This window comes from Allobosea sp. (assembly GCF_030694325.1).
In the GTDB taxonomy this organism is placed as follows: Bacteria; Pseudomonadota; Alphaproteobacteria; order Rhizobiales; family Beijerinckiaceae; genus Allobosea.
Window position 1 is genome coordinate 1 of record NZ_JAUXYO010000314.1, and the last position, 19,435, is coordinate 19,435.

General features: G+C 62.7%; 16 protein-coding genes. 3 read left to right on the forward strand and 13 right to left on the reverse strand.

Annotated features, from left to right (window positions below):
- From Q8M82_RS20160 to Q8M82_RS20180, 5 genes are all read right to left on the reverse strand, one after another.
- Window positions 1-1,530: N-6 DNA methylase (locus Q8M82_RS20160; protein ID WP_305693082.1), on the reverse strand; the 1,530-nt coding region annotated here is incomplete at its 3' end.
- A gap of 111 nt (window positions 1,531-1,641) precedes the next feature.
- Window positions 1,642-2,037, reverse strand: a complete 396-nt coding sequence (locus Q8M82_RS20165; protein ID WP_305693083.1) for a DUF3085 domain-containing protein — start codon at window positions 2,035-2,037, stop codon at window positions 1,642-1,644.
- Window positions 2,038-2,049: 12 nt separating this feature from the next.
- Entirely contained in the window at window positions 2,050-2,652 is a 603-nt protein-coding gene (locus tag Q8M82_RS20170; protein WP_305693084.1) for a DUF1419 domain-containing protein, read from the reverse strand.
- A 140-nt stretch (window positions 2,653-2,792) separates the two neighbouring features.
- Window positions 2,793-3,986, reverse strand: coding sequence for a DUF3991 and toprim domain-containing protein (locus tag Q8M82_RS20175; protein ID WP_371126419.1), 1,194 nt, complete (start codon window positions 3,984-3,986; stop codon window positions 2,793-2,795).
- Entirely contained in the window at window positions 3,949-4,134 is a 186-nt protein-coding gene (locus Q8M82_RS20180; protein WP_305693085.1) for a hypothetical protein, read from the reverse strand. The genes Q8M82_RS20175 and Q8M82_RS20180 overlap by 38 nt, the downstream gene beginning before the upstream one ends.
- Before the next feature lie 699 nt (window positions 4,135-4,833).
- Here Q8M82_RS20180 and Q8M82_RS20185 point away from each other — a divergent pair.
- Together Q8M82_RS20185 and Q8M82_RS20190 are read left to right on the forward strand one after the other, a co-directional pair.
- Window positions 4,834-5,679, forward strand: a complete 846-nt coding sequence (locus Q8M82_RS20185) for a type IV toxin-antitoxin system AbiEi family antitoxin domain-containing protein (protein ID WP_305693086.1) — start codon at window positions 4,834-4,836, stop codon at window positions 5,677-5,679.
- Complete coding sequence (locus Q8M82_RS20190) at window positions 5,669-6,586, forward strand: nucleotidyl transferase AbiEii/AbiGii toxin family protein (protein WP_305693087.1); 918 nt, start codon at window positions 5,669-5,671, stop codon at window positions 6,584-6,586. The genes Q8M82_RS20185 and Q8M82_RS20190 overlap by 11 nt, the downstream gene beginning before the upstream one ends.
- Before the next feature lie 131 nt (window positions 6,587-6,717).
- Here the strand turns inward: Q8M82_RS20190 and Q8M82_RS20195 are convergent, their stop codons facing one another.
- The 3 genes from Q8M82_RS20195 to Q8M82_RS20205 all read right to left on the reverse strand — a co-directional run bounded on the left by Q8M82_RS20195 (window position 6,718) and on the right by Q8M82_RS20205 (window position 13,451).
- The gene (locus tag Q8M82_RS20195; RefSeq protein ID WP_305693088.1) at window positions 6,718-10,206 is read right to left on the reverse strand and encodes an ATP-binding protein; all 3,489 of its coding nucleotides are present in this window, start codon (window positions 10,204-10,206) and stop codon (window positions 6,718-6,720) included.
- Entirely contained in the window at window positions 10,206-11,480 is a 1,275-nt protein-coding gene (locus Q8M82_RS20200) for a metallophosphoesterase family protein (protein WP_305693089.1), read from the reverse strand. Before Q8M82_RS20200 ends, Q8M82_RS20195 begins: the two co-directional genes overlap by 1 nt.
- A gap of 84 nt (window positions 11,481-11,564) precedes the next feature.
- A complete protein-coding gene (locus Q8M82_RS20205; protein ID WP_305693090.1) occupies window positions 11,565-13,451 on the reverse strand; it encodes an ATP-dependent nuclease in 1,887 nt (628 codons plus the stop codon).
- A 252-nt stretch (window positions 13,452-13,703) separates the two neighbouring features.
- Here Q8M82_RS20205 and Q8M82_RS20210 point away from each other — a divergent pair, with 252 nt between their 5' ends.
- Window positions 13,704-14,219 (forward strand): hypothetical protein, encoded by a 516-nt coding sequence (locus Q8M82_RS20210; RefSeq protein WP_305693091.1) that lies wholly within the window; start codon window positions 13,704-13,706, stop codon window positions 14,217-14,219.
- An 11-nt stretch (window positions 14,220-14,230) separates the two neighbouring features.
- Here the strand turns inward: Q8M82_RS20210 and Q8M82_RS20215 are convergent, their stop codons facing one another.
- The 5 genes from Q8M82_RS20215 to Q8M82_RS20235 form a co-directional block, all read right to left on the reverse strand.
- Window positions 14,231-14,935, reverse strand: a complete 705-nt coding sequence (locus tag Q8M82_RS20215) for a hypothetical protein (RefSeq protein ID WP_305693092.1) — start codon at window positions 14,933-14,935, stop codon at window positions 14,231-14,233.
- On the reverse strand, window positions 14,898-17,633 hold the full coding sequence (locus Q8M82_RS20220; protein WP_305693093.1) for a DEAD/DEAH box helicase: 2,736 nt from the start codon (window positions 17,631-17,633) through the stop codon (window positions 14,898-14,900). The genes Q8M82_RS20215 and Q8M82_RS20220 overlap by 38 nt, the downstream gene beginning before the upstream one ends.
- Window positions 17,620-17,874 carry a hypothetical protein gene (locus Q8M82_RS20225; RefSeq protein WP_305693094.1) on the reverse strand — a complete coding sequence of 85 codons (255 nt, stop codon included), beginning with the start codon at window positions 17,872-17,874 and terminating at the stop codon, window positions 17,620-17,622. The genes Q8M82_RS20220 and Q8M82_RS20225 overlap by 14 nt, the downstream gene beginning before the upstream one ends.
- Before the next feature lie 207 nt (window positions 17,875-18,081).
- Entirely contained in the window at window positions 18,082-18,327 is a 246-nt protein-coding gene (locus tag Q8M82_RS20230) for a hypothetical protein (protein WP_305693095.1), read from the reverse strand.
- Between the two features lie 29 nt (window positions 18,328-18,356).
- Window positions 18,357-19,244, reverse strand: a complete 888-nt coding sequence (locus Q8M82_RS20235) for an acyl-homoserine-lactone synthase (RefSeq protein WP_305693096.1) — start codon at window positions 19,242-19,244, stop codon at window positions 18,357-18,359.
- Window positions 19,245-19,435 lie beyond the last annotated feature (191 nt).

Here is a 19,435-nt window from a genome sequence, read left to right on the forward strand (position 1 = left end):
GATCAGCTTCTGGATAATCCGGACGTGCTTTGCCGGGACGCCCTCGGCGCTTCGACCCTTCCGAACCTTCACCGCAATCGGCTGGCCGTCAACGAGCTGCATCAGCCCGCGGCGCGTATCCACGAAGTAGCTGCCCTCGCGGATACGCGTCTCCGGCGAGAGCAAAATATTCGCGTCCGACGCTTCGCCGCGGTCGAGATCGACCACTTCCGGCTCGCCGTCATAGAGGTTCTCCGGGAGGAGACGGATGGCGGCGGTCAACGCGGCATCGAGCGCGACGTCGGCCTGGGGTAGACAGGTATAGGCTTCACCGAACGGGCCTGAGGTGGTGGCGTGCGTGCCGAGCACAAAGCCGGGGTGGCGCACGAACCAGCGATTGACGCGGATCGCGCCCTCGTCGGCTGTGGCGGCCCGCACCTCTTCGAGATCGAGCCATGCAGGGTCGTCCTTCGGCTCGCCCGGTTTCCGCTTCCGGAAGAACAGGATGTCGACTTGCGTCTCCGTGCCGGCATCTGCGCGGAAGCTGCCTGCCGGCAGGCGGATGGCGGCGATCAGATCGGCGGACCTGGCAATGTGATCGCGCGCTGACGCGTCCACCTTATCCATCGTGCCATGTGAGGTGACGAAGGCCGCCAGCCCGCCGGGCTTCAACAAATCGATCGAGCGCGCGATGAAGTAGTCGTGCAGCCGCAAGCCCAGCGAACGATAGGCGCGGTCGGAGCGGACGATGCGATCGGAAAACGGCGGGTTGCCGATGGCGAGGTCGAAGTTCGCAGGTAGCTCGGTTCGGGCAAAGTCGCCGGTGAGGATGCGAGCGCGCGGCTGCAGCAGCCGGGCGATGCGCGCCGTCGTCGGATCGAGTTCGACGCCGGTGACATGCGCGCAATCGCGAAACGCCTCGGGCATGAGCGCCGCGAACAGTCCAGTTCCAGTGCCCGGTTCGAGCACGCGGCCGCCGCGCCAGCCGAGCCGCTGTAGTCCGGCCCAAATCGCCCGGACGATGAACTCCGGCGTGAAATGAGCGTACTGCGTGCAGCGCGCCAACGAAGCGTAATCGGCATCGCTGACAGCGTCCTGCAGCGCGCCGCCGATCGTCTCCCAGCCCTTGCGAAACGCAGTCTCGCCTGGCCGCAAGAAGACGCCATTGGCGAGGTCGGATGCGCCGAAGCCGGTGAAGCGGATCAGCCTGCGCTGCTCGTCCAGCGTCGCCGGCCGCTGCTCAGCTTCGATTTGCGATGCGATCCGGATCGCAGCAATGCTGTCGTGGGCACGATCCTTCCAGCCTGTGGAGAGGCAGCGATCGCTGTCGATGACGAAATTGACGCCCCGACAAAGCGCGGAGGGCCGCGTCGCGGACGGAGTGATTTGCTGCGCTGGCGAAGGCGGCGTGGGCTCTGGGTCATCGTCGTCATTGGCTACGACGTCGCGGGCAAAGGCCGCCACGCCGAGGCTCAGGCCCGATGAGAGCGCGGTCTCATTGAAAAGGTCGATGGTGAAGGGATCAAGATTGAGGCGGTGATCTTGCGCCATCGCGAATTCTCCTGTGATCGGGGCGTGCGCCATCGCTCTCGCCAGATCAGGTCCGACGAGAGTTGCGATGGTCGCGAGACGTTGGGTGGGACGGCTGGTCAGCCCGGCGGATCAGCGCCGGACGAGAGCGAGCGACAGGCCGTTGTCGGTCATCGCGATGGTGAGATGCGTCGCGGTCGGCGCGGCGGCGATCAGCTTCCCGAGCATGATGGCATCGAGAAACTCGACGCCGTCATCGCCGCCAAAGTGCTGGCGCTTGTAGTACCAGTAGTCGGGATTGGTCTTGGGATCGCACTCCTGCGCGTAGACGACGAGCGGGCGCTGATCCTCGGCGAGCTTGCCGTTGGACATGATGTAGACGCCCTCATCACCGACCAGCCAGAGTCCGGTCCGCTCGTTCTGGCCGGGGGTAAGGCCATGCGGATTGCGAAAGCCGCCATTGAGGACGGCGTCGATCCGTCCGCGCGTGATGACGGCGCGGACATCCGTTACGGAAAAGCTGAACATCACCGGCGCCCATCACGCCGCGATCGCATCGGGCAGGTAGCGCAGATGCACGGGGAGCTTTTCGCTGATCTCCTGGTCCGTCAGGCTGTAGAGGAGCCTCAAAGTCTTTCCCTGCCGGCCGCCATAGACGGTAACAGTGCGCTTGCCCCGGTCGGGCGCGGTCCAGCCCTCGCCGGCATAGCCGCGATAGCCGTCATGGGTGCTCGACCAGATGTGCTCCAGACGCTCCTGTCGCGTCATCGCCCGCACCGGTCGGGTTTCGCGCTCGACGATCGCCTCGCGCATGCGCCTGCCGGAGTTGATATCGGCGAGATCGCAATAGGCGTGAAAGTACCGGGCCCGGCCGTCGATCCACAAGGTGAAGAAGACGCTCGTGACGGAACGGGTCAAAAACTCGCGCAGCGCGAACATATCGACCGCCAAGATGACTGGCGGCAGGGCCTCGAACATATAGTCGTGCGCCGCCTGGCCGATCTCGAACCATTCGCCGGCATAGAGCGAGCCGGCGTCACCCTGGCCGCGATCGGGCCGCTGCGCGTGGCGGTCGAACATGCGGAACATCTGCCGCCGGTCGGCGATACCCTGAAACACTTTTCGGATTGGGGAGAGGGTCATGGGCTGGCTCCTAGGGTCTCGTCAGACCGGAGCGCGGCTCATCCTCGCGACATCGCCATCATCTTCGGCTCTTCCTGACCCTCCCCCGCGGCCGCCTCCCCGTTCGGCCGGGTCAAGGGCCGGCGCAGCCGGGCGAAGCGTCACCCTTGATGCGGCCGGCGGGCATGCGGCAGATCTCTTCTCCCATTCCTCCTTTCCTGCTCCTCCCTCGCTTTCTCCTTCAATGCGTCGTTCCAGTCGTCGGCCGGCGGCGTCAGGCGAAACCAGTCGCAAGCCACCACTTCAGCGATCTCGCGCAGCCGGCCGGCAAACGCCTCGCCCTGGCTGTTGGCATCCGTCGCCGCGACGAGCTGGGCGCCGGGACGCGCGGCCAGCGTTCGCACCGCTGCATCTGTCGCCGGTGACCAGCCGCCGCCGGTGCTGAGGTAGAGGCTGCCATCCCGCAGCCCCTCGAGCGCTGCGAGACTCATCGCGTCGATCGCCGCCTCGGTGATGCAAAGCCTCAAGCCGTCGGGCGCGCCGAGCCGGAACAGCACTTTTGTCCCGCCAGTGGAAAACCCGCGCCACTGCGGACCGCGCTCTTCCCATCCGGTGACAATACCGCCGTCGTCGACATGGGCGGCCCATAAGCTGCCGCGCGGACCTTCCCGCAATCGGTCTTGCCGGACTGCGGCGCGCAGAACGGCTTCCGGGAGGAAACGTTCGTCACGGAGATAACACCAGGTGGCTGAGCCCGGCCGAGGCTTGTCACGGGTGCGCCAGCGCTCAGCCAAAGACGCGGCAGGCTGCCGCCCGCGGGCAGGCTGCCTCCAGCCGGGCTCGGCCGGTCGAAACCCGACCAGCTCGGCCGCGCGCACAAGCACTTCGGTGAAGGCGACGCCGTCCAGATGCTGGATCAGCGTGAAGACATCGCCCTTGGCGTCCGAAAGCGGATCGAACCAGCCTCGTCCGTCATGGATCACGATGATGATGTCGCTGCCGCGCCGATGCTTGACGGCGCGTCGCGTGCTCTCCTTCAGATCGATGGCGAAGCCGGCTTTCTCCAGCACCGCCGCACACAGCACGCGCCCCTTCAGTTCTTCGAGTTCTCGTTGCTCCATCATCTCTCCCGGCGCTTTACGTCCGGCCTTTCCTGCTGCGTCGTCCCTCCCGCATATCTCGCGGGTCCAAGCCCAACCGCCGCGAAGAGCGGCGCCTGCAAGGGCGCGGATCGACCGTCGACGTAAGATGAGATCGATCGTCCGCGGCGCAGCCTCCCTTGCGGGCGACTGCTCGCCAGCGGCACACGAGGTCAGCTCAATGAGGCGGCCGGCGATCATGAGGGTCGAACTCATGGATGACGCGGAGCTCGTCGGCAGCGTCGATCTCGTCGCTCGGCAGCACCCCGTAGGCGCCGTCGATCTGGAAGACCGTCACGGGGACCATCAGCGTGCGGGCGAGTGCGAAGGCGTGGCTCTGGGCAAGGACAAGATCGTTCGACATCGTGGGGCTCCATCGGGAGCGGGGCAATTCCCGCTCGATGGCTCCTCGAAGGGCCGGGACCGGTCGCGATCACCGCGAAGGCAAAGCCGAAGCGGCGGCACGCTCGCGTAGCCGACCCCGAAGCGGGTTGATCGTGGAAGATCCGGAACCGGACCAGGACGCCATCGCAGAAGAGCGGGATTGCGCTGCTCTCCGATTGCCCGGCCTTCATGGCAACGACGCAATTCGCCGAAAAACACCCTGCCGCCGCATGACGATTGCCTGGACCTTCGCGAGATTCATCTTCGCGCGCGGCGGGATCCGCGCCACCTCTGCCGCAACCTTGTCCGGTGCAGGAATTCGCCCGTCAGACCATCGGCCCGCGTGCGGGCTGCCCGTCGCTGCGCAGCGTAGTAGGCGCCAAATTCGTCGACCTGTGCGAGTTCATGGGCATCGGCTTGCCATCGTCCGCCGGATAGCGCCCCGCCGCTCCACCCCGCGTCAGGGATGGACGCCCGCATGGGTGAAGACCCGCAGGGGCTTCAGCTTCGCCGACAGCCCGGCCCGCAGGGAGACGCCTTCTTAGCCCTTCAACTCAGCAGGATAGCTGTCCCGGCCTACTTTGAAAAAGATCGCTGTTGTCAACGTTCGTTTGACATCAAGTCAAATCCAAAAAATCGGCGCTCGCACTCACTTTGAATTCATGGCATATTGTCAAACATGAATGGACAAGGCGCGTCGAAGCTGAAGCAACTTCTTCAGGCCATCCCGCCTGGTTTTCTGGTGGATATGGCATGGATGACGCGCCACGCCATCTCGCGACAATCGGTTTCGGCCTATGTGAAGCAGGGCTGGCTGGAGCGGGTGAGACAAGGCCTCTACCGCCGCCCCTTTACCACCGGCGCAAGTCGAGAAGCCGCCACGGGATGGAAAATCCCATTGCTCTCCGCGCAATGGATCATGGGACATCGCTTCCATGTCGGAGGGACAAGCGCCCTCGGCCTTCACGGTCATTCGCACTATCTGCAGTTGGGCGGCGACGCAGCGATTTACCTCTACGGCTCGGACATACCGACATGGCTGGTCGAGCTGCAAACCGATGCACGGTTCGTCCGGCGAAACGATGCGCTGTTCGGTGAGCACCCGACCGGTGTTGAAGATAGCGAATTCAGCCTGTCCGACGGCCCGGATGCGGAGTTCACCCTCAGCCCCTGGCGTTGGCCGATACGGATGTCGTCGGCGGAGCGCGCGATCCTCGAGGCGCTTGATGAGCTGCCAAACAAAGAGAGCTTTCACACCCTCGGTATGACATTTGAGAGCCTGGTCAATCTGCGCCCGAAATTGCTGACGACGCTGCTCGTCCAATGCCAGAGCGTGAAGGTCAAACGCCTGTTCTTCGTCTATGCCGACAAACACGCTCACGCCTGGCGCAAGCATATAGACATGTCGCGAATCGACATGGGCCGAGGCGATCGCGCTCTCGCCGCGAACGGGCGGCTGCACCCAACCTATCGGATCACTGTACCGGCCGACCTGTTGCCGCAGGAGGCTGCCCATGGCGCGTGAGCAATATATGCGGCAGGTCGATCTCCTGGTCCGGACACTGCCCTTCATAGCGCGCCAGGACGTGTTCGCGCTTAAGGGCGGCACCGCCATCAATCTCTTCTATCGCGACATGCCTCGCCTCTCGGTCGACATCGACCTCACCTATCTCCCGGCCGAGGATCGTGACGCGACACTTGCCGGTATCGACGCGGCGCTTGATCGCATCCGCGAGGACCTTCTGCGAAACCTCCGGGGCGTGACGGTCCAGCGCATCGCCGGCGGCGGCAACAATGACACACGCGTGCTGGTCCGCCAGGGAAGCACCGAGGTCAAGATCGAGACTTCGCCAGTCGCGCGCGGGACGGTGCATCCTCCAGAACTGCGGCCGGTCACCGACGTGGTCGCCGACACATTCGGCTTCGCCGAGATGCAGGTCGTCGCCTTCGAGGATCTGTTCGGCGGCAAGCTCCATGCGGCTGTCGATCGCCAGCATCCGCGCGATCTGTTCGATGTGAAGCTTCTTTATGAGAACGAGGGCCTGACCGACGCGCTGTTTCGGACCTTCCTGATCTATGTTGCAAGTTCTGGCCGGCCGCCGCACGAGCTTATCAAGCCGTCTCTTTCCGAGATCGACGACGCCTTTGCCAAGGAGTTCGAGGGTATGACGGTCAGGCCTGTGAGCCTGAGTGAGTTGAAGGACGCGCGCACGCGGCTGACCAAAGACCTGCTCGAACGGCTCGATGACAGGGCGATGCGGTTCCTGCTTTCGCTGCATGATGCTGAACCTGACTTCGAGGTGATCGGACTGCCCCAGGCCGCGAATTTGCCGGCGGTTCGCTGGAAGCTGCTCAACCTAACGAAGTTGAAAGAGCAGAACCCCGGGAAGCACGCCGAGCAACGCCAATCGATTGCGGGAATTTTGTCATAGGAACCCGATCTGGCGATGGCTGAGATTTTGAGAGCAAGTGGTCGCTATTGCATGCAGCTCGACGCGAGCCTCGGTGGCCTTCTCGGTGCCGTATGAAAGAGCCACGCGAAAAGCTCTCTTTGTGACGTGTGCTATAGCGAACCAGCGGCAAGCTCGTGAACGGTGGCGCCAGGACAGACCCGCCGCGCGATCCCGCATAGATGCGGGTGATGGGTCAGGTAGATCACCTGCCCGACCTGCGCCATTTCACCGAAGAGCCGAAACGCCTCCTCGGCCCGGAAATCATCAAACGTCTCCATGATGTCATCGGCGATGAACGGCACTGGTTGTCGAGAGGCGACAAATTCATAGTAGCCGGCGACGCGCAGCGCGAGATAGAGCTGGAAGCGCGTGCCCTTCGACAGCTCCGCAGCCTCTTTCGAGCCTCCACCAGCCGCCAGCGCAATCAGGATCTCGCCGTCCTTCTCCGGCTGGGCGGCTAGCCCGGCATAGGCGCCACGGCTGATCGTCGCGAAGGCCTGCGAGGCGCGCGCCATCATCGAACTGCGATGCCGGTCGCGATAGGCGCGCAGCGCCTGTTCCGCCGCGGCGGCGCCAAGCTTCAGCTTGAGATAGCGCAGCGCGCGATCCTCGATGTTGAGCAGCAGCGTGCGCTTCTCCTCCTCGATCCTCGCCACGGCGCCATCACCGCCCACGGCCTCGACCCGATCGACTGCCTTGCTGTGGACGGAGAACGCGTCTCGACCGCGCTGATCCTGATCATCGAAGCGAGCCTTCAGCTCGACAAGCTCAGCCTCCAGGGCAGTGTGATCGGCACGATCGAGGACGGCTTCCGCCTCGTCTATCGCGGGCAGCCGAAGTGCTGCGAGGATGTCACGCTCGGCAGCTTCGGCCAGCGCAATCAATTCCGCCCTCTTTTCGATAGCTGACAGCTTGCTAGAAACCTCCGCCAATGTCGCGACGCTGAAGACCGCGGTCATCTCCATCTTGCGGCGATCGTGAACCGCCAAGGTCTCGGAGAGCATGCGTTGCCGGCTCCGGGCGGCCTCCAGGTTTTGGGCGGCGGTCGCCCGCCGCGTGCGTTCGGCATGGGCTTCCTGAATCTGAGCACTGACCGCCTGCGCCAGATCCAGAATATCGCCCGACGGCGCAACGATCGCCATCTCGCTGGCGAGCGCTTCGGTCTCATCGCGGAAGGCGGTCAGATCCTTCTTCATCTTGCCGATCCGGTCGACGAGGCCTGCCTTCTTCTCCAGCACGGGGCCGAGTTCGGTGATGGCTGCGAGGATTTCGCGAACTGTGGCAAGCGTCGGCACTATGCCGGACTCTCCTAGCCAACAGGCCGAGCAAGCCTTGATCCACGAGGTGTTCCAGTCCCGGTCGACCTCCGTAGCCTTTTCGACCTCGCGTTCGCGGCTCGCCAACTCGCGCTGCCGCTCCTCCACGCTGACCCGCAATGCCTTCAGCTCGATCTCCCGGTCGATCGCCCCCTGCCCTGCCGCCAGCAGCGCCTCGAAGCCGGCATCCATGCCGTGCGGCAGACCAGCCGTGTTGAGCGCCGCCGCCAACCGATCCCGCACGGCCATGGCGTCGGCTTCTGCCTCGCGGAGATCGCCCTCCGCCGCACGGACAAGCGCCCTCGCCTCCAAAGCCTTGTCTCGACGGCCGAGCCAAGCTTCGAATTGAGGCAACGACATGCTGTTAGACAGCGCCGGGCAGGTCGCAGCTACGGCTGCCGCGATCTCGCGCTGGAGGCCCTGCAGAGCCGTTGTCGCGACATCCCGAAGTTCGAGGGAGCGATCGCACTCAGCCTTCGCAATGGCCAGCGCCTGGCTTGCTTGGTGGAGTTTTGCGACATCCGCCATATGACCGAGCCGTCCACTCGTGACGATGTCATCGCGCCGGAGCGCCGCCTCGAAGCCATCGGCAGAAGTGGTGTCGAGCTTGCCCCGATGCTCGGCCCAGGCCCGCTCCCGCGTTGCGCGGATGCTCGCGGCTTCCTGATCAGAGACGAGACCTGAGATCCCACTGAGCGCGTTCAGCTCGGCCGTCAGGCGGATCTGCTCCGTCGCCAGGCGCTCGACCTCGCCAGCATGCTGATCGATCCGCTTCTGTGTCTGAGCGATCGCCAGCGTCCAACGCTGAATCTCCGCCGCAGTGGGAGCAGGCAGGTCGACGCGCTCGTCGATGTCACCGTTCCAGGGCCGCAGTTCGCGCAGGCGCTCCGCCAACGTTACGCGGGCGGCATCACGAGCCCGTTCGGCCAGCCGGCGGCGCGCCGCATGGTCGTCCGCCCGCGCAGCCGCAACGGTTGCTGCGAGCGATGACATCCGTGTCTCTCGCCCCTGCCCCGTCTCTGGAGCGCCGCCGGCCTCACCTAGCCTGGCCTGCGCCTCGTCCAATCGCCGGCGAGCCTCGGACAACTCGTCGACAGCCGATTTCAGCGCTGCCTCGATGCCAGAGCGTGTCTCGATCAGCGCGCGAAGAGCACCGACGACCGAGGCACCCAAAACAAGGCGATGGGGATCTGTCTCTCCGGTCCGCTCGATGCGACTCAGGATCGTGGAGATCGCGAATTCGGCCTCGCGCAATTGCAGGCGGCGTTCAGGGAGGTCCTTCTCGGCCGTGACATGGCGGGCGCGCAGATCGGCGAGCCGCTCGACCTTGTCGGCCAGCCGCAGCACCGTCTCGTCCACCACGATCGCATCCAGTTGCCCTGACAGCTCCGCAATTTCCTCTGTGAGACCTTGCGCGCGAATGCCGAGCTCGATCTCGTCCTTCTGCAACTGCGGCAGCTCCTCGGCCCAACCGCGCGGAGCGTCGGGAAGGTCGGCCAACGGCGCGATGCGCTGGCGGAGACCGCGCAAATCCGTCAGGCGCGGCAAGGCGTTCAGATGGCGCTGGATCTCGTCCATGCGCGCCTGGATCTTCCCGCGGCTGACGATCGCCTCTTCGTACTGGACGGCTGCCCGATCGCGGGCCTCGATGAGCTGGGCATAGTCCGACGCCAGGGTGTCGACACGCTCCCGCTCCGCCTTGAGCTCGCCGAGACGGGCCTTGAGGTCCGCCAGCTCGCCGCTGCGGGCGCGGTATTTGTAGAAGCCCTCGGCCTCGGTCTTGAGATCGACGAGGCCTTTGCCGAGATCGGCCAGACCCGCGCTTGCGGAAAACAGGAGCTGGCCGAGATCGCCCTTGCTCGACAGGATGCTCTCGCCGCCTGCCTCCAGCGTCGCATCGTCGAGCGAGAACATGATGCGATAGGAGTCACGGTCGATGCCGCCGAGTTCTCCCAGCAGAACGCCCTCGGCAATCGGCTGGTCGCGCGCATCGAGCAGGCTGTTCTGTGGCCGCTTGATCCGGACCAGCTCCTGGGGACCGCCTGCCAGCTCCATGGTCCCGCCGACGCGCATCGTCGGATAGGGGTGAATGAAGTTGAAGCGGCTGCGCGTCTCGATCCCGAAGAGGAGATCGAGAAAGCCGGCCAGAGCCGTCGATTTGCCGGCCTCGTTGGGACCGTAGACGATATGCAGGTCGGGCTGGCCTTCCACCCGCTCGCCAAACTCGATGCGATGATCGGTGAACTTGCCGTAGCGTGTGAGATCAAGGCACTTCAGGCGCATCAGGAAACGCCGCCTTCCGCACCGGCGTGAAGCCGGGCGAGCACGTCCTCGGAGCCATCCCTCGCTAGCGACGCGATCGTGGCCTTGAACGCCTGCTCGTCTGAGCCGAGCAGGCTGCGGCATTCCTGCGGAAGCTGTGTCCTCAGCTCCTCGGCAATGGCCATGACCTCAGCCTGGTAGGCATCGGAGTCGATGACCTCCTCGTCGATCAGACGGCGCAGTTCGGTGAGCGGATCGGCCGAAGCGCCGGCCACAGCACCGGGCGCCCGGCAATCGACCTCGAGCTTCTCGACCCAGCAGCTCCCGATGACGGATGCCCGATCGTCGGCCTCCGTCTTGAGGAGATCAAGGTCGCGCCGGATGCGCCAGGCCAACGGCGTCGCCCCAGTCACCCGCAAACGAGCGACGAGATGTTCCGAGGCGACATCACCGCGCGCCTGCTCCAGCGCTCGTGCCAGCGCCGCGACGAGATCGCGCCAATCGTCGATCCCCGTCGCATCAACGGCCACCCTCTCGAACTGCGCGATGCTGGTGACGCGCTCATTGATCCGGATCGAGCGATCGTCTCCGATCGTGACCAGGGTCACGGATTTGGCGCCGGCTTCGTTGATATCGCGGCCCTGCGGCATGCCGGGCATCACGATCGCGCAGCCGCCCTCGACTACCGAGCGTTTGTGGACATGGCCGAGCGCCCAGTAGCGAAAGCCGGTGCCCTGAAGATCAGCCTGGCTGCATGGCGCATAGAGATCATGTCCGGGAGCGCCGGCGAGACTGGTGTGCATCAGGCCGATATTCACGGCGCCCTCGACCGGTGGCCTGTACTTGCCGAGCAGGCTTTCGGGTGCATGGGGCTGCGCGAAGCTGAGACCATGGATCGCGACAGGAAACTGGCCACCGTCCCGCTCGATCGCAATCGCCTCGGCGCGGCCGCCGAACAGCTTCACGGAATCCGGCAGGGTCAGCTCCTTGGTGATCCGCGACAGCGCGTCATGATTGCCGCGGATGATGAAGACGCGGACACTCGCCTCGTGCAGCCTGCGCAGCTGCTCGGCCAGGAACCGCGCCGTCTTCATCGAGGTCTGGTCGCCATCATAAAGATCGCCAGCCAGCAGCAGCGCGTCGACCTGCTCGTCGAGACACAGGTCGACGACGCGCACGAAGGCGCGCCGGGTGGCGTTTCCGATGAGATCAGCGAGATCCGGATCGCGCAGCGCGAGCGAGCGCAGCGGGGAATCCAGATGAATGTCCGCCGCATGGACGAAGCGATATGTCACAATGTGGTCCTGTGGTCCTGCGGTGCGAGCCGGCCGCAGTTCTACCCGCCACCGGAAATGCCGCCAACCAATTGCAGGCTAGCTCTAGGTCCCATTCAGTCGTGGATCGGCATCAGCGCCGGCAGTTTTCGCCCATTGGACCAAACTGGCTTCGATTTGGCCTTCGAACTCTCCATTCGGGTCGAAATCCGCCGGGTCGAGGCTTACCCCGTCATACAGCGATTGCATTAGCTCCCTGACACGTATGATCAGCACGGGGTCCTGCAAAACCCGGTCGAATGCAGCAAATGGCTTATCTTTACCGAGTTCCTCTCCGCTAAGGAATCGCTCGAAATCTGGAACGCTCCAGCGATGCCGAACCGTCAATCCTCCCTGTCGGCATGCTAAGATCTCACCTCTGATAGAGGTATTTACACTCCACATGCCATTTTTCTTTTTATCAGAGCGCCTCGGCCAATCGACATCATGCACTATGCCGAAATTCGACTTGAAGTGGCGAAGCATTTTGATCAAGGGGACCAAAATCGCTTTCCCTCGAGCGCGGATAATACTGACTTTTCCAGCCAATTCGTGGGCATTCTTGATCACAGCCGCAATAAAGGCGGCGTGCTCCGTATCGCCCTCAACGAGGATCGGGTAGCTGCCGAAGAATATCTCGGAGAAGCCAACATCCATGAGTTGAAGAGCCTGGAGCGCGGACTTTTCCCCAGGTGAAAATTGCGCCTCGTCCGAGATATAGAGCCGGGGTGAGACAATCCGTCCATCGGTGGACCGTTCCATCCTTGCTATCGTTGTATGATCTTCAAGCGGATTGATGAAATAGGGCGAGTGGGTGGTTAATAACACCTGCCAATCGGGCTGCCTCGCCAATGCATACAAATGCGCCTGCGCCGCACGGGCGGCCATTGGATGAAGTGCATTCTCAGGTTCATCGATAAGCAAAATATAACCCGGCAACGCCGGATCGTCAGCATCCTCGGGCAGGGCGCCGTTTTCCTTGAGAGCCGCTATTTGCTGACCGAGCAAGACGACTTTTTCTTGGTTTCTGTTCTTCGCCTTTTCTTCCTTGGTAAGCGCTGCATTGAGGGCTTTGAGCGCGCCATCGCGCCGCTCTGTCTCGCGGCTAAGCTCGTTGTGAACCTGGAGCATGGCCCAGAACAATGCTCTCCGTGCACCTGTGCCTTGCTGAGCAACGCGGGATTGACCCCCGGCCTCTTCGATACGGATGCCCGAACCCTGTTTCAGCAACGCGTCGAGTTTAAGCTCAGGCGATAGCATCTCGACATGAAGCTTGACGCCGAGTCCGGGGAATACGTTCTGGAACCCAGTTCGGACTTGATCTGAGATAGCAGACAGACGGTCTCTGTGCGGGTCCAGGAGCTTATTAACGGTCTCCGCAAGTTGATATTTTGATTTTGAGAGATCCGAATCCGAGTCTGCCTCAAGTATCTTCAGGGACGTCACGAAGGGGCTCAAAGCGAGGGTCAAAAGCACGTCCTCGGTCGTCAAGGCGTCATCAAGCGATTTAATCCGCATCGGTTTGGGCAATCGAGAAGTGAATACATTGTCGGCACCGCCGGCCTTCCCTTCCTCAGCCCAGTCACCCGCTTCTGGATCCCAAGTTTGGCGTACCGCTTTGGAGCTTCCTGGTGCCCACTGCCACCGGCTACGAACGATCAGCTTATCACCGGAGGCGCGCTTCCATTTTGCGTCAACGTTTCCCATCCCCTCGGGAATATGAACATCGAGTGTAATCTCCGAGGGCTCGTCTGCCGGCGCCCAACTGCAACGGTCCAGTGTTTGATTGAACGAATTAGGACTTACGGCCAGCTCATAGGCTCGCAATATTGTCGTTTTGCCTGAGTTGTTGGGGCCTACAAGGCAAAGGACATCGTCAAGCCGCACCCCTACATGTTCTGAGCCAATGCACCCTACATTCTTTACCGAAATTTCGAGCAGTTTAGAGCGCATCCGACATCTCCCCCGTTACAACACTAAGAAGAAACAGCCTAAGGGACAAGCGAATATGGCGCGGCGATTGGCGCTACCGTCTACGATATGGTCATCATCAGACTGCCCGCGCATCCTCCGGGGTTTCAATTTCGCATCGCATCGACTTCGCAATGCGTCCCAAGCTGCGGGGCAAAACTGTCGTAGGCGACAGCTTGGCTAGCCTCGCGCTCGGGATGCCGTCCGTGATGGTTGAACTGTGAAGCGGAGAGCATGTTCAAACGAGCGCATGAATTGCACACGCCGGACCCCTACTTTTCCGGGGTGGCCGGTTTCGTTGGCAGCGGCCTTGAACGGCTGCATGATGACATGAGCAGGATGGAACTACCCGACGGGGTCCCGGACGCAGTCCGCCGATGCCATGACGCCCTGCGTCACACCTATATCTACTCGTACTATTCCTACGACCTGTTGACCGTTGCCGCGGCCCAGACCTTTCCGTGCCTCGAGTTGGCGCTGCGGGAGCGCCTGGGTTCTCAGTTTGTCGGCAGGGTCGATAGGAAGGGAAAGGTGAGACCTCCTCCCATGCTCGACGAGTTGCTCAAGGCCGCAAGAGCCCAGAATCTGATCTCGGCCGACGTAGAAGGGCTGAATCATCTGCGAAACATGTTTGCCCATGGCACTGACGCGGTTCTGAACCCGCCAATGTTCCTCATTCCCTTCCAATTGGTCACCGAAACGATCACGGAACTGTTCGCGAGCACATCTTCCTCCTGCAAGCGAACATAAAAGTCATTGCTTCAAGGCATTTCCCACCGCGCATCGCCACGCCCGATCCTGAAGATACGGGAACTCTGACGGTCGGCCGCATACTCGACATGCAACAGGCGCGGAGAGCGTTGCCGTAGGCGATGTTGAATGTCGATGACGTGCTTGAAATCCGGTGTCGTCACCGAGACTACGCCGTTGGCTGGGTCGATGCTGATCCTACCAGGGATTGCGGGGCTGACGAATGCCGGGAGAGCTGATTGCATACTCCACTCCTGTGCTGTCCATTTCAGTACTGGCCCCGAGAGCGCCTCGCTTCTGAATTGCTTCCAAACGGGGGCGGTATTGGCGGTCGGCCAGTCCGGTTGGTCACTAAGCGCTGCGATCTCATTCGAGCCTAGCCACTGATTCATCTCGCCGCGGGTCACAAAGGCCGGTTGTGTCTCACGTATTGCGGTCATCGCCGCGACGCGCGAAGGCAGTCCCGCTCGGACAAGCATCGCCATCATCGTCTGGGGTACGCCCGCTTCAATCGTCGCAGCGGCGCTGCCCTCAACAACGTCGGATTCGCCGCCATTGGCACGTCGATGCATGCGAACGGCTTCGATCGCCCAGACGAGCCGATATACAAACGCGTCCTCGACAACCCGCATGTTGTCGAGCCCAAGAGCAACAACGTCGGTGCCAGCAAGCCAAGCACTAAGCAAAATCGCGCCAATTGCCAGGCAGGTCGACATCCGGAACGAACGGCCGGATTGCGAACAGGCGTTCGGCCATGCCAGCGAGCGCCGCGCTGAGAACGGGGTGGTTTCCGGCCAAAGCAGCGGCATCGGCTTGATCCAGGAAGGTGGTGAGATCTCCTGCTATCGCGTCGATAGCCAGGCCCGCTTCGAGCCCGATACCCATGGCAAACGTCGCGCGACGCTGGATTGCGCTCGACTTGTTCCAAATCAGGCTCGCACGCGCCCAGAGAATCCAGAGCTGGTTCGATCGAGCTTGCGCGCCAAGGCGACCTATCTGGCGTGCCCAGAGGGATCCGGTCAGCGCCTCGTCCAGAAGGCGCGGCAACTCCGCGCTGTCGGTGTCGAGAGCTTCGATCAAACCGAATACGGTTGCATCCAGACGCTCGATCAAGCTTTCGATCGAGTCCGTATCCTCCGCCTGATCTTGCGGAAACCACGCTTCCTGTGCGTTGGCGAGATATTCCATGGCATCAGCCCGCAGGAAGACGTTTGTCCGTGCGAGACGCGCTATAACTTCGGCAACAATTGCTATGATTCCGCTCGTCAGAGATCGAGCCTTTGCGGATCCGACCAGCTCGCGCCAGGCCCGGAGGCGCCAGTTTTCGGGCTGGTACATCACATGGAGAACGAGGCCCTCCAAATCGACGAAGGCGCGGCCGGCCCGGCCCGCCACATTGGCGAACTCCTCGCCCGAAAGCGGCACGCCCGCTCGATAGAGCGTCGGAATGAGAAGCACCGCGGCGTTCAGATTGAGCCCCTGCGCAAGAGTGGGCGAGGCGACGGTTACGCGAAGGATCCCGGCGGCCAGCAATGCCTCGACCTCACGCAGGAAGGGGCCCGGCAAGCGGCCGTGGTGTATCGCCACGCCGATGGGCAGGCATTGCACTGCCGGATGGTTTGGACCCAGCCATTCCCGACCGACTGCCAAGGCGCGTTCCACCGGCGCGACGTCGTCGAGCAGTGACGACAGGTATCCACGCCTATGCAATTCAACGACAGTCTCCGCATAGCCTTCGACGTGATCGCGTTGCGTGCAGAAAATCAGCGCTCGCTTCCCCTGCGCCGAAAACCTCCACGCAGCCGCGAGTGTGAGCTCCTTGTTGTCTCGAGGAAACGGCGTCCGTCGCGGTCGAATCGCGGGCGCCTCAGTAATGAAGTGCCTGATATAGGGGCCGCCCGCTTCGAGGTCGAAACTCAGCCGGCCGGCATTGCCCTGCCAGGTGAGTGTCCCAAAACGTTGCCGGGTCGGACGCCAACCCGACTGTATCGGAGTGCCGGGCGCATCGCTGCGTATCCAAGCGGTAAGATCGTTGAGCTGGTCCCCCTCGGGGAGAATCGCAGAGAGGCATACAATCCGGCGACCCGCATTGTCCGGGCGGCGGAGCAGTCGTTGCACCAAGCTCTCATAGCGAATCTCGCGTTCGCTCGGCCCAATGAGATGGCCCTCATCGAGAACGACGAGCCCAACGTCATCGATGATGGCTGGATCGTTGCGAAGCGCGAAGTCGAGTTTCTCGGGTGTCGCAATTACGATGTCTTGCGTTCGCAGAGCGTCCTCATCGCCGATCGCCACACCGCTGGCACCATAGAGCGATGAAACGGTAAAGCCGAGGCTGGAGAACGTCTTCCGAAAGGAGCGCTCGGTCTGTGCAGAAAGGGCGCGCAGCGGTGTCACGATCAGAACGCGGCGACCCGATGCGAGCGCCATCAGCGCGGCGATCTCCGCTATGCGTGTCTTGCCGGCGCTCGTCGGGAGAGCAACGACAAGGTCATCGGCGAGATCTGTCGCCCGGCGGGCTGCCTCGAGTTGTGAGGGCCAAAGCTCGACCTCTGCGACCCGTCGCGAGTAGAGTTCTCCGACGAAGAGTTTCCGCAGGGCCTGATAGCCTTCGGCGCCAGCCGGCCCATCGACGGGGAGGATCTGATGAAGGCTGCTGGCCCATAGGTCATCGATCAGGTTCAGCGCGATCCGTGCTGTCCACCACAGGCTCACCGCGTTGGCATGCTTTGCCAAGGAAATTGCTCGGCGCAGCAACGATCTGGCCTCGTCGGCGAGCGCCACGACTCCGGTCTGAAGCGCGAACTCGAAAAAAGCTAACGAGCGGAAGATCGTCGTCGTGACAACGACCGTCACGACATCGTCCGGATCGAGTTCACCCTCTGCGGCCGAGCGCGTGATGTATTCGTCGCTATGTGCCGGGTCGCGAAGCCAAGCCCTTGCTCGCGCGCCCAGAATGTCAAGATCGCGGAGGATAAGAAGCGCCAGTGCCTCCTCGGGCGGTGCGAGGTTCGGCCGGTCAGATCGCTGCGCGATCAGCGAGAAGGCCAATGCGGAATAGCTGGCAAGGTGATAGGAAGCGGCGCCAGCTATTCGATAAAAGCCACGATTGACGTCTTCTGGCGAACCATTCTGCACCAGCGCCTCAAACGCGTTCCCCGCCCGCGCAAAGCCTTTCCTCCAGACCTCGGGGTCGCCCTGCGACTCGCGAAGAGCCATTGATGCGCGCAACAGCGACAATGCGTATTCCGCGAGATCCGTGTCGATCGTGGTGCCAAAGGCAGGCGCATCGTCAGGGAGCACTCCGTCTCGGCGAACAATGGCACGCGCTTCGCCGCGAGCCTGCAGTCGGCCCCTGGCCCCGTCCGCCGCAGTCTGGGTCAGGAAGACGGTCAGCTCCTCAATCGATTCCAAGAGCGAGCGCTCCTTCGTAAGACAGCCTTATGAACTCCTGGTGATCGGCGATGCGAAGATGAACGACGGTATGGGTCCGCTCGGGTCCAGCGGCCTGCAGGTCATCGACGAGTGCCTGGGGCGCAGCGTTTCCGGACATCGTAAAGAGGGCATGGTCGATGCGCGTGGCCGGCACTGCACGATTGGCCACTTCATTGCGTATGGATCGACCGAGGGCAGCACCGTCATCCTCGTGCTCCATCAACCGGTCGGCGATGAAAAGCAGAGACGTCGCAGTTGGCCGCCCGTTGTCGTTCCTGTTTCACCGGGGGCCAGTCCGCGGTGTGCCAGCAGACCCCGACCGGGCCGGGTGATTTTCCGACCTCTACGGGCATTGCCGCCAACCCGCCAACGCCATCGACAGCTTCAATCGTCGTCAATCCGACGGACGTCTAGGCGTCCCTGCTAATCAGTTCATCTCGGAAGGATCGCGGATGATGAAAGGCGAGAAGAAGTTGAGTTGCTCTTCCGTCGAAGCGCAAAGATCGCCGCCCCGATAGTGGGCGTGCACCAGCGCCCAAAATACGACTTCGTCGGATCGTCCAGCAAATAGCGCCTTCTGAAGTGTGCGCCCGATCAAGGTCACGGCGCGCAGATCATCGTAACGGGCATGCAGCTCGTGAGCGACGATCTTGGTATCGGCAGTTCGTATCACAAGATTTCCTCCATTTTATTGTGATGTCGTCAGGCAGCCGACGGCCAATGCGTCGATGGCAGAACCGGATCGGTGCAACCGCGCGCCGCTTGGATCGCCGCTAGAGTTTCGCGATTAAAGGACATGCTCAGGGCTACGACCTCGTCTCGGCCGATACGCTGGGGAAATCCGAGCGGCCGCACGAAAAAGCGGAGCTGCATGGCGATAACCATTAAACGCCAGTCGATCGCGACGGTGACAGTGCCGACGCGCCTTGCCATTCCCCATTCGACAACGCCCTGGGCGAGCTCGAGGAAGGGGCTATTGCCGCGTGGTCTCAATTCCCGGTGGCCTTGAGCGACACAAAAGCGCGTCCACTCGAAGACGCGCGGCCCGCGCGGCGGCGCGCGCCGGCACAGATCCGTGAGCACGTCGGTCAGGAGGTGCGGCCGGGTGGTCGGCAGCAAGCGCTGGTAACCGACAATCTCTTCGCCGTGCAGGCAGATATGATGAACGGCATGCGCGTCGTCGAACCGGTCACGCTCGCAACCATCGGACTGACGCAGTTCCTCCCAGCCCTTCTCGTCGACGAAGATACTGTGTCGAAAGCGGTGAGCGCGATTCATCAGCGCGCTGTGCCGACCGACGTCCGAGCCGTGGATGACCATGAGCATGTTGAACCCCTCGGCAATGAAGAAAGCCGAGTTGCGCACGCTGCCTGCCCACGTTGTATGGGCACAAAGCTCCATTGCTTTTTCGGGTGGCGGGGATCGCGCGGGACGCCGCCGAGACTCGCGGACGAGCGTTCGGAAGGAACAACCCAGATCGTGCCGCTGCTCAGGTTGTGATTTAAGCAGCGGGCGGCGGCGATCGCAAGAGCAGACCTTGATCTGGGTTAAAGACTTGGCGGTTTCTAATGTCAGCGTGGTCAGCGTCACCCGCATCTGCAAGTCAAGGAGTACGGAGGGTCGTGACAGACAGCCCGCAAAACGAGAAGACTCCGCCTCCCGCCGCCAAGGATGTTCAAGCCGCAAAACTTCATGATAGCGCGGTGCAAAACGCGTTGGTCGAGGCGCAGAAGCAGATACTTCTATTTCTCCAGCGCCGCCTCGGCGATCGGGACGCCGCC

Excerpts from the sequence above, each read along its gene's own strand:
- Q8M82_RS20165 (WP_305693083.1), bottom strand. The coding sequence starts at position 2,037 with ATGTTCAGCTTTTCCGTAACGGATGTCCGCGCCGTCATCACGCGCGGA.
- Q8M82_RS20170 (WP_305693084.1), bottom strand. The coding sequence starts at position 2,652 with ATGACCCTCTCCCCAATCCGAAAAGTGTTTCAGGGTATCGCCGACCGG.
- Q8M82_RS20175 (WP_371126419.1), bottom strand. The coding sequence starts at position 3,986 with ATGAGTTCGACCCTCATGATCGCCGGCCGCCTCATTGAGCTGACCTCG.
- Q8M82_RS20180 (WP_305693085.1), bottom strand. The coding sequence starts at position 4,134 with ATGTCGAACGATCTTGTCCTTGCCCAGAGCCACGCCTTCGCACTCGCC.
- Q8M82_RS20185 (WP_305693086.1), top strand. The coding sequence starts at position 4,834 with ATGAATGGACAAGGCGCGTCGAAGCTGAAGCAACTTCTTCAGGCCATC.
- Q8M82_RS20190 (WP_305693087.1), top strand. The coding sequence starts at position 5,669 with ATGGCGCGTGAGCAATATATGCGGCAGGTCGATCTCCTGGTCCGGACA.
- Q8M82_RS20195 (WP_305693088.1), bottom strand. The coding sequence starts at position 10,206 with ATGCGCCTGAAGTGCCTTGATCTCACACGCTACGGCAAGTTCACCGAT.
- Q8M82_RS20205 (WP_305693090.1), bottom strand. The coding sequence starts at position 13,451 with ATGCGCTCTAAACTGCTCGAAATTTCGGTAAAGAATGTAGGGTGCATT.
- Q8M82_RS20210 (WP_305693091.1), top strand. The coding sequence starts at position 13,704 with ATGTTCAAACGAGCGCATGAATTGCACACGCCGGACCCCTACTTTTCC.
- Q8M82_RS20215 (WP_305693092.1), bottom strand. The coding sequence starts at position 14,935 with ATGTCGACCTGCCTGGCAATTGGCGCGATTTTGCTTAGTGCTTGGCTT.
- Q8M82_RS20225 (WP_305693094.1), bottom strand. The coding sequence starts at position 17,874 with ATGGAGCACGAGGATGACGGTGCTGCCCTCGGTCGATCCATACGCAAT.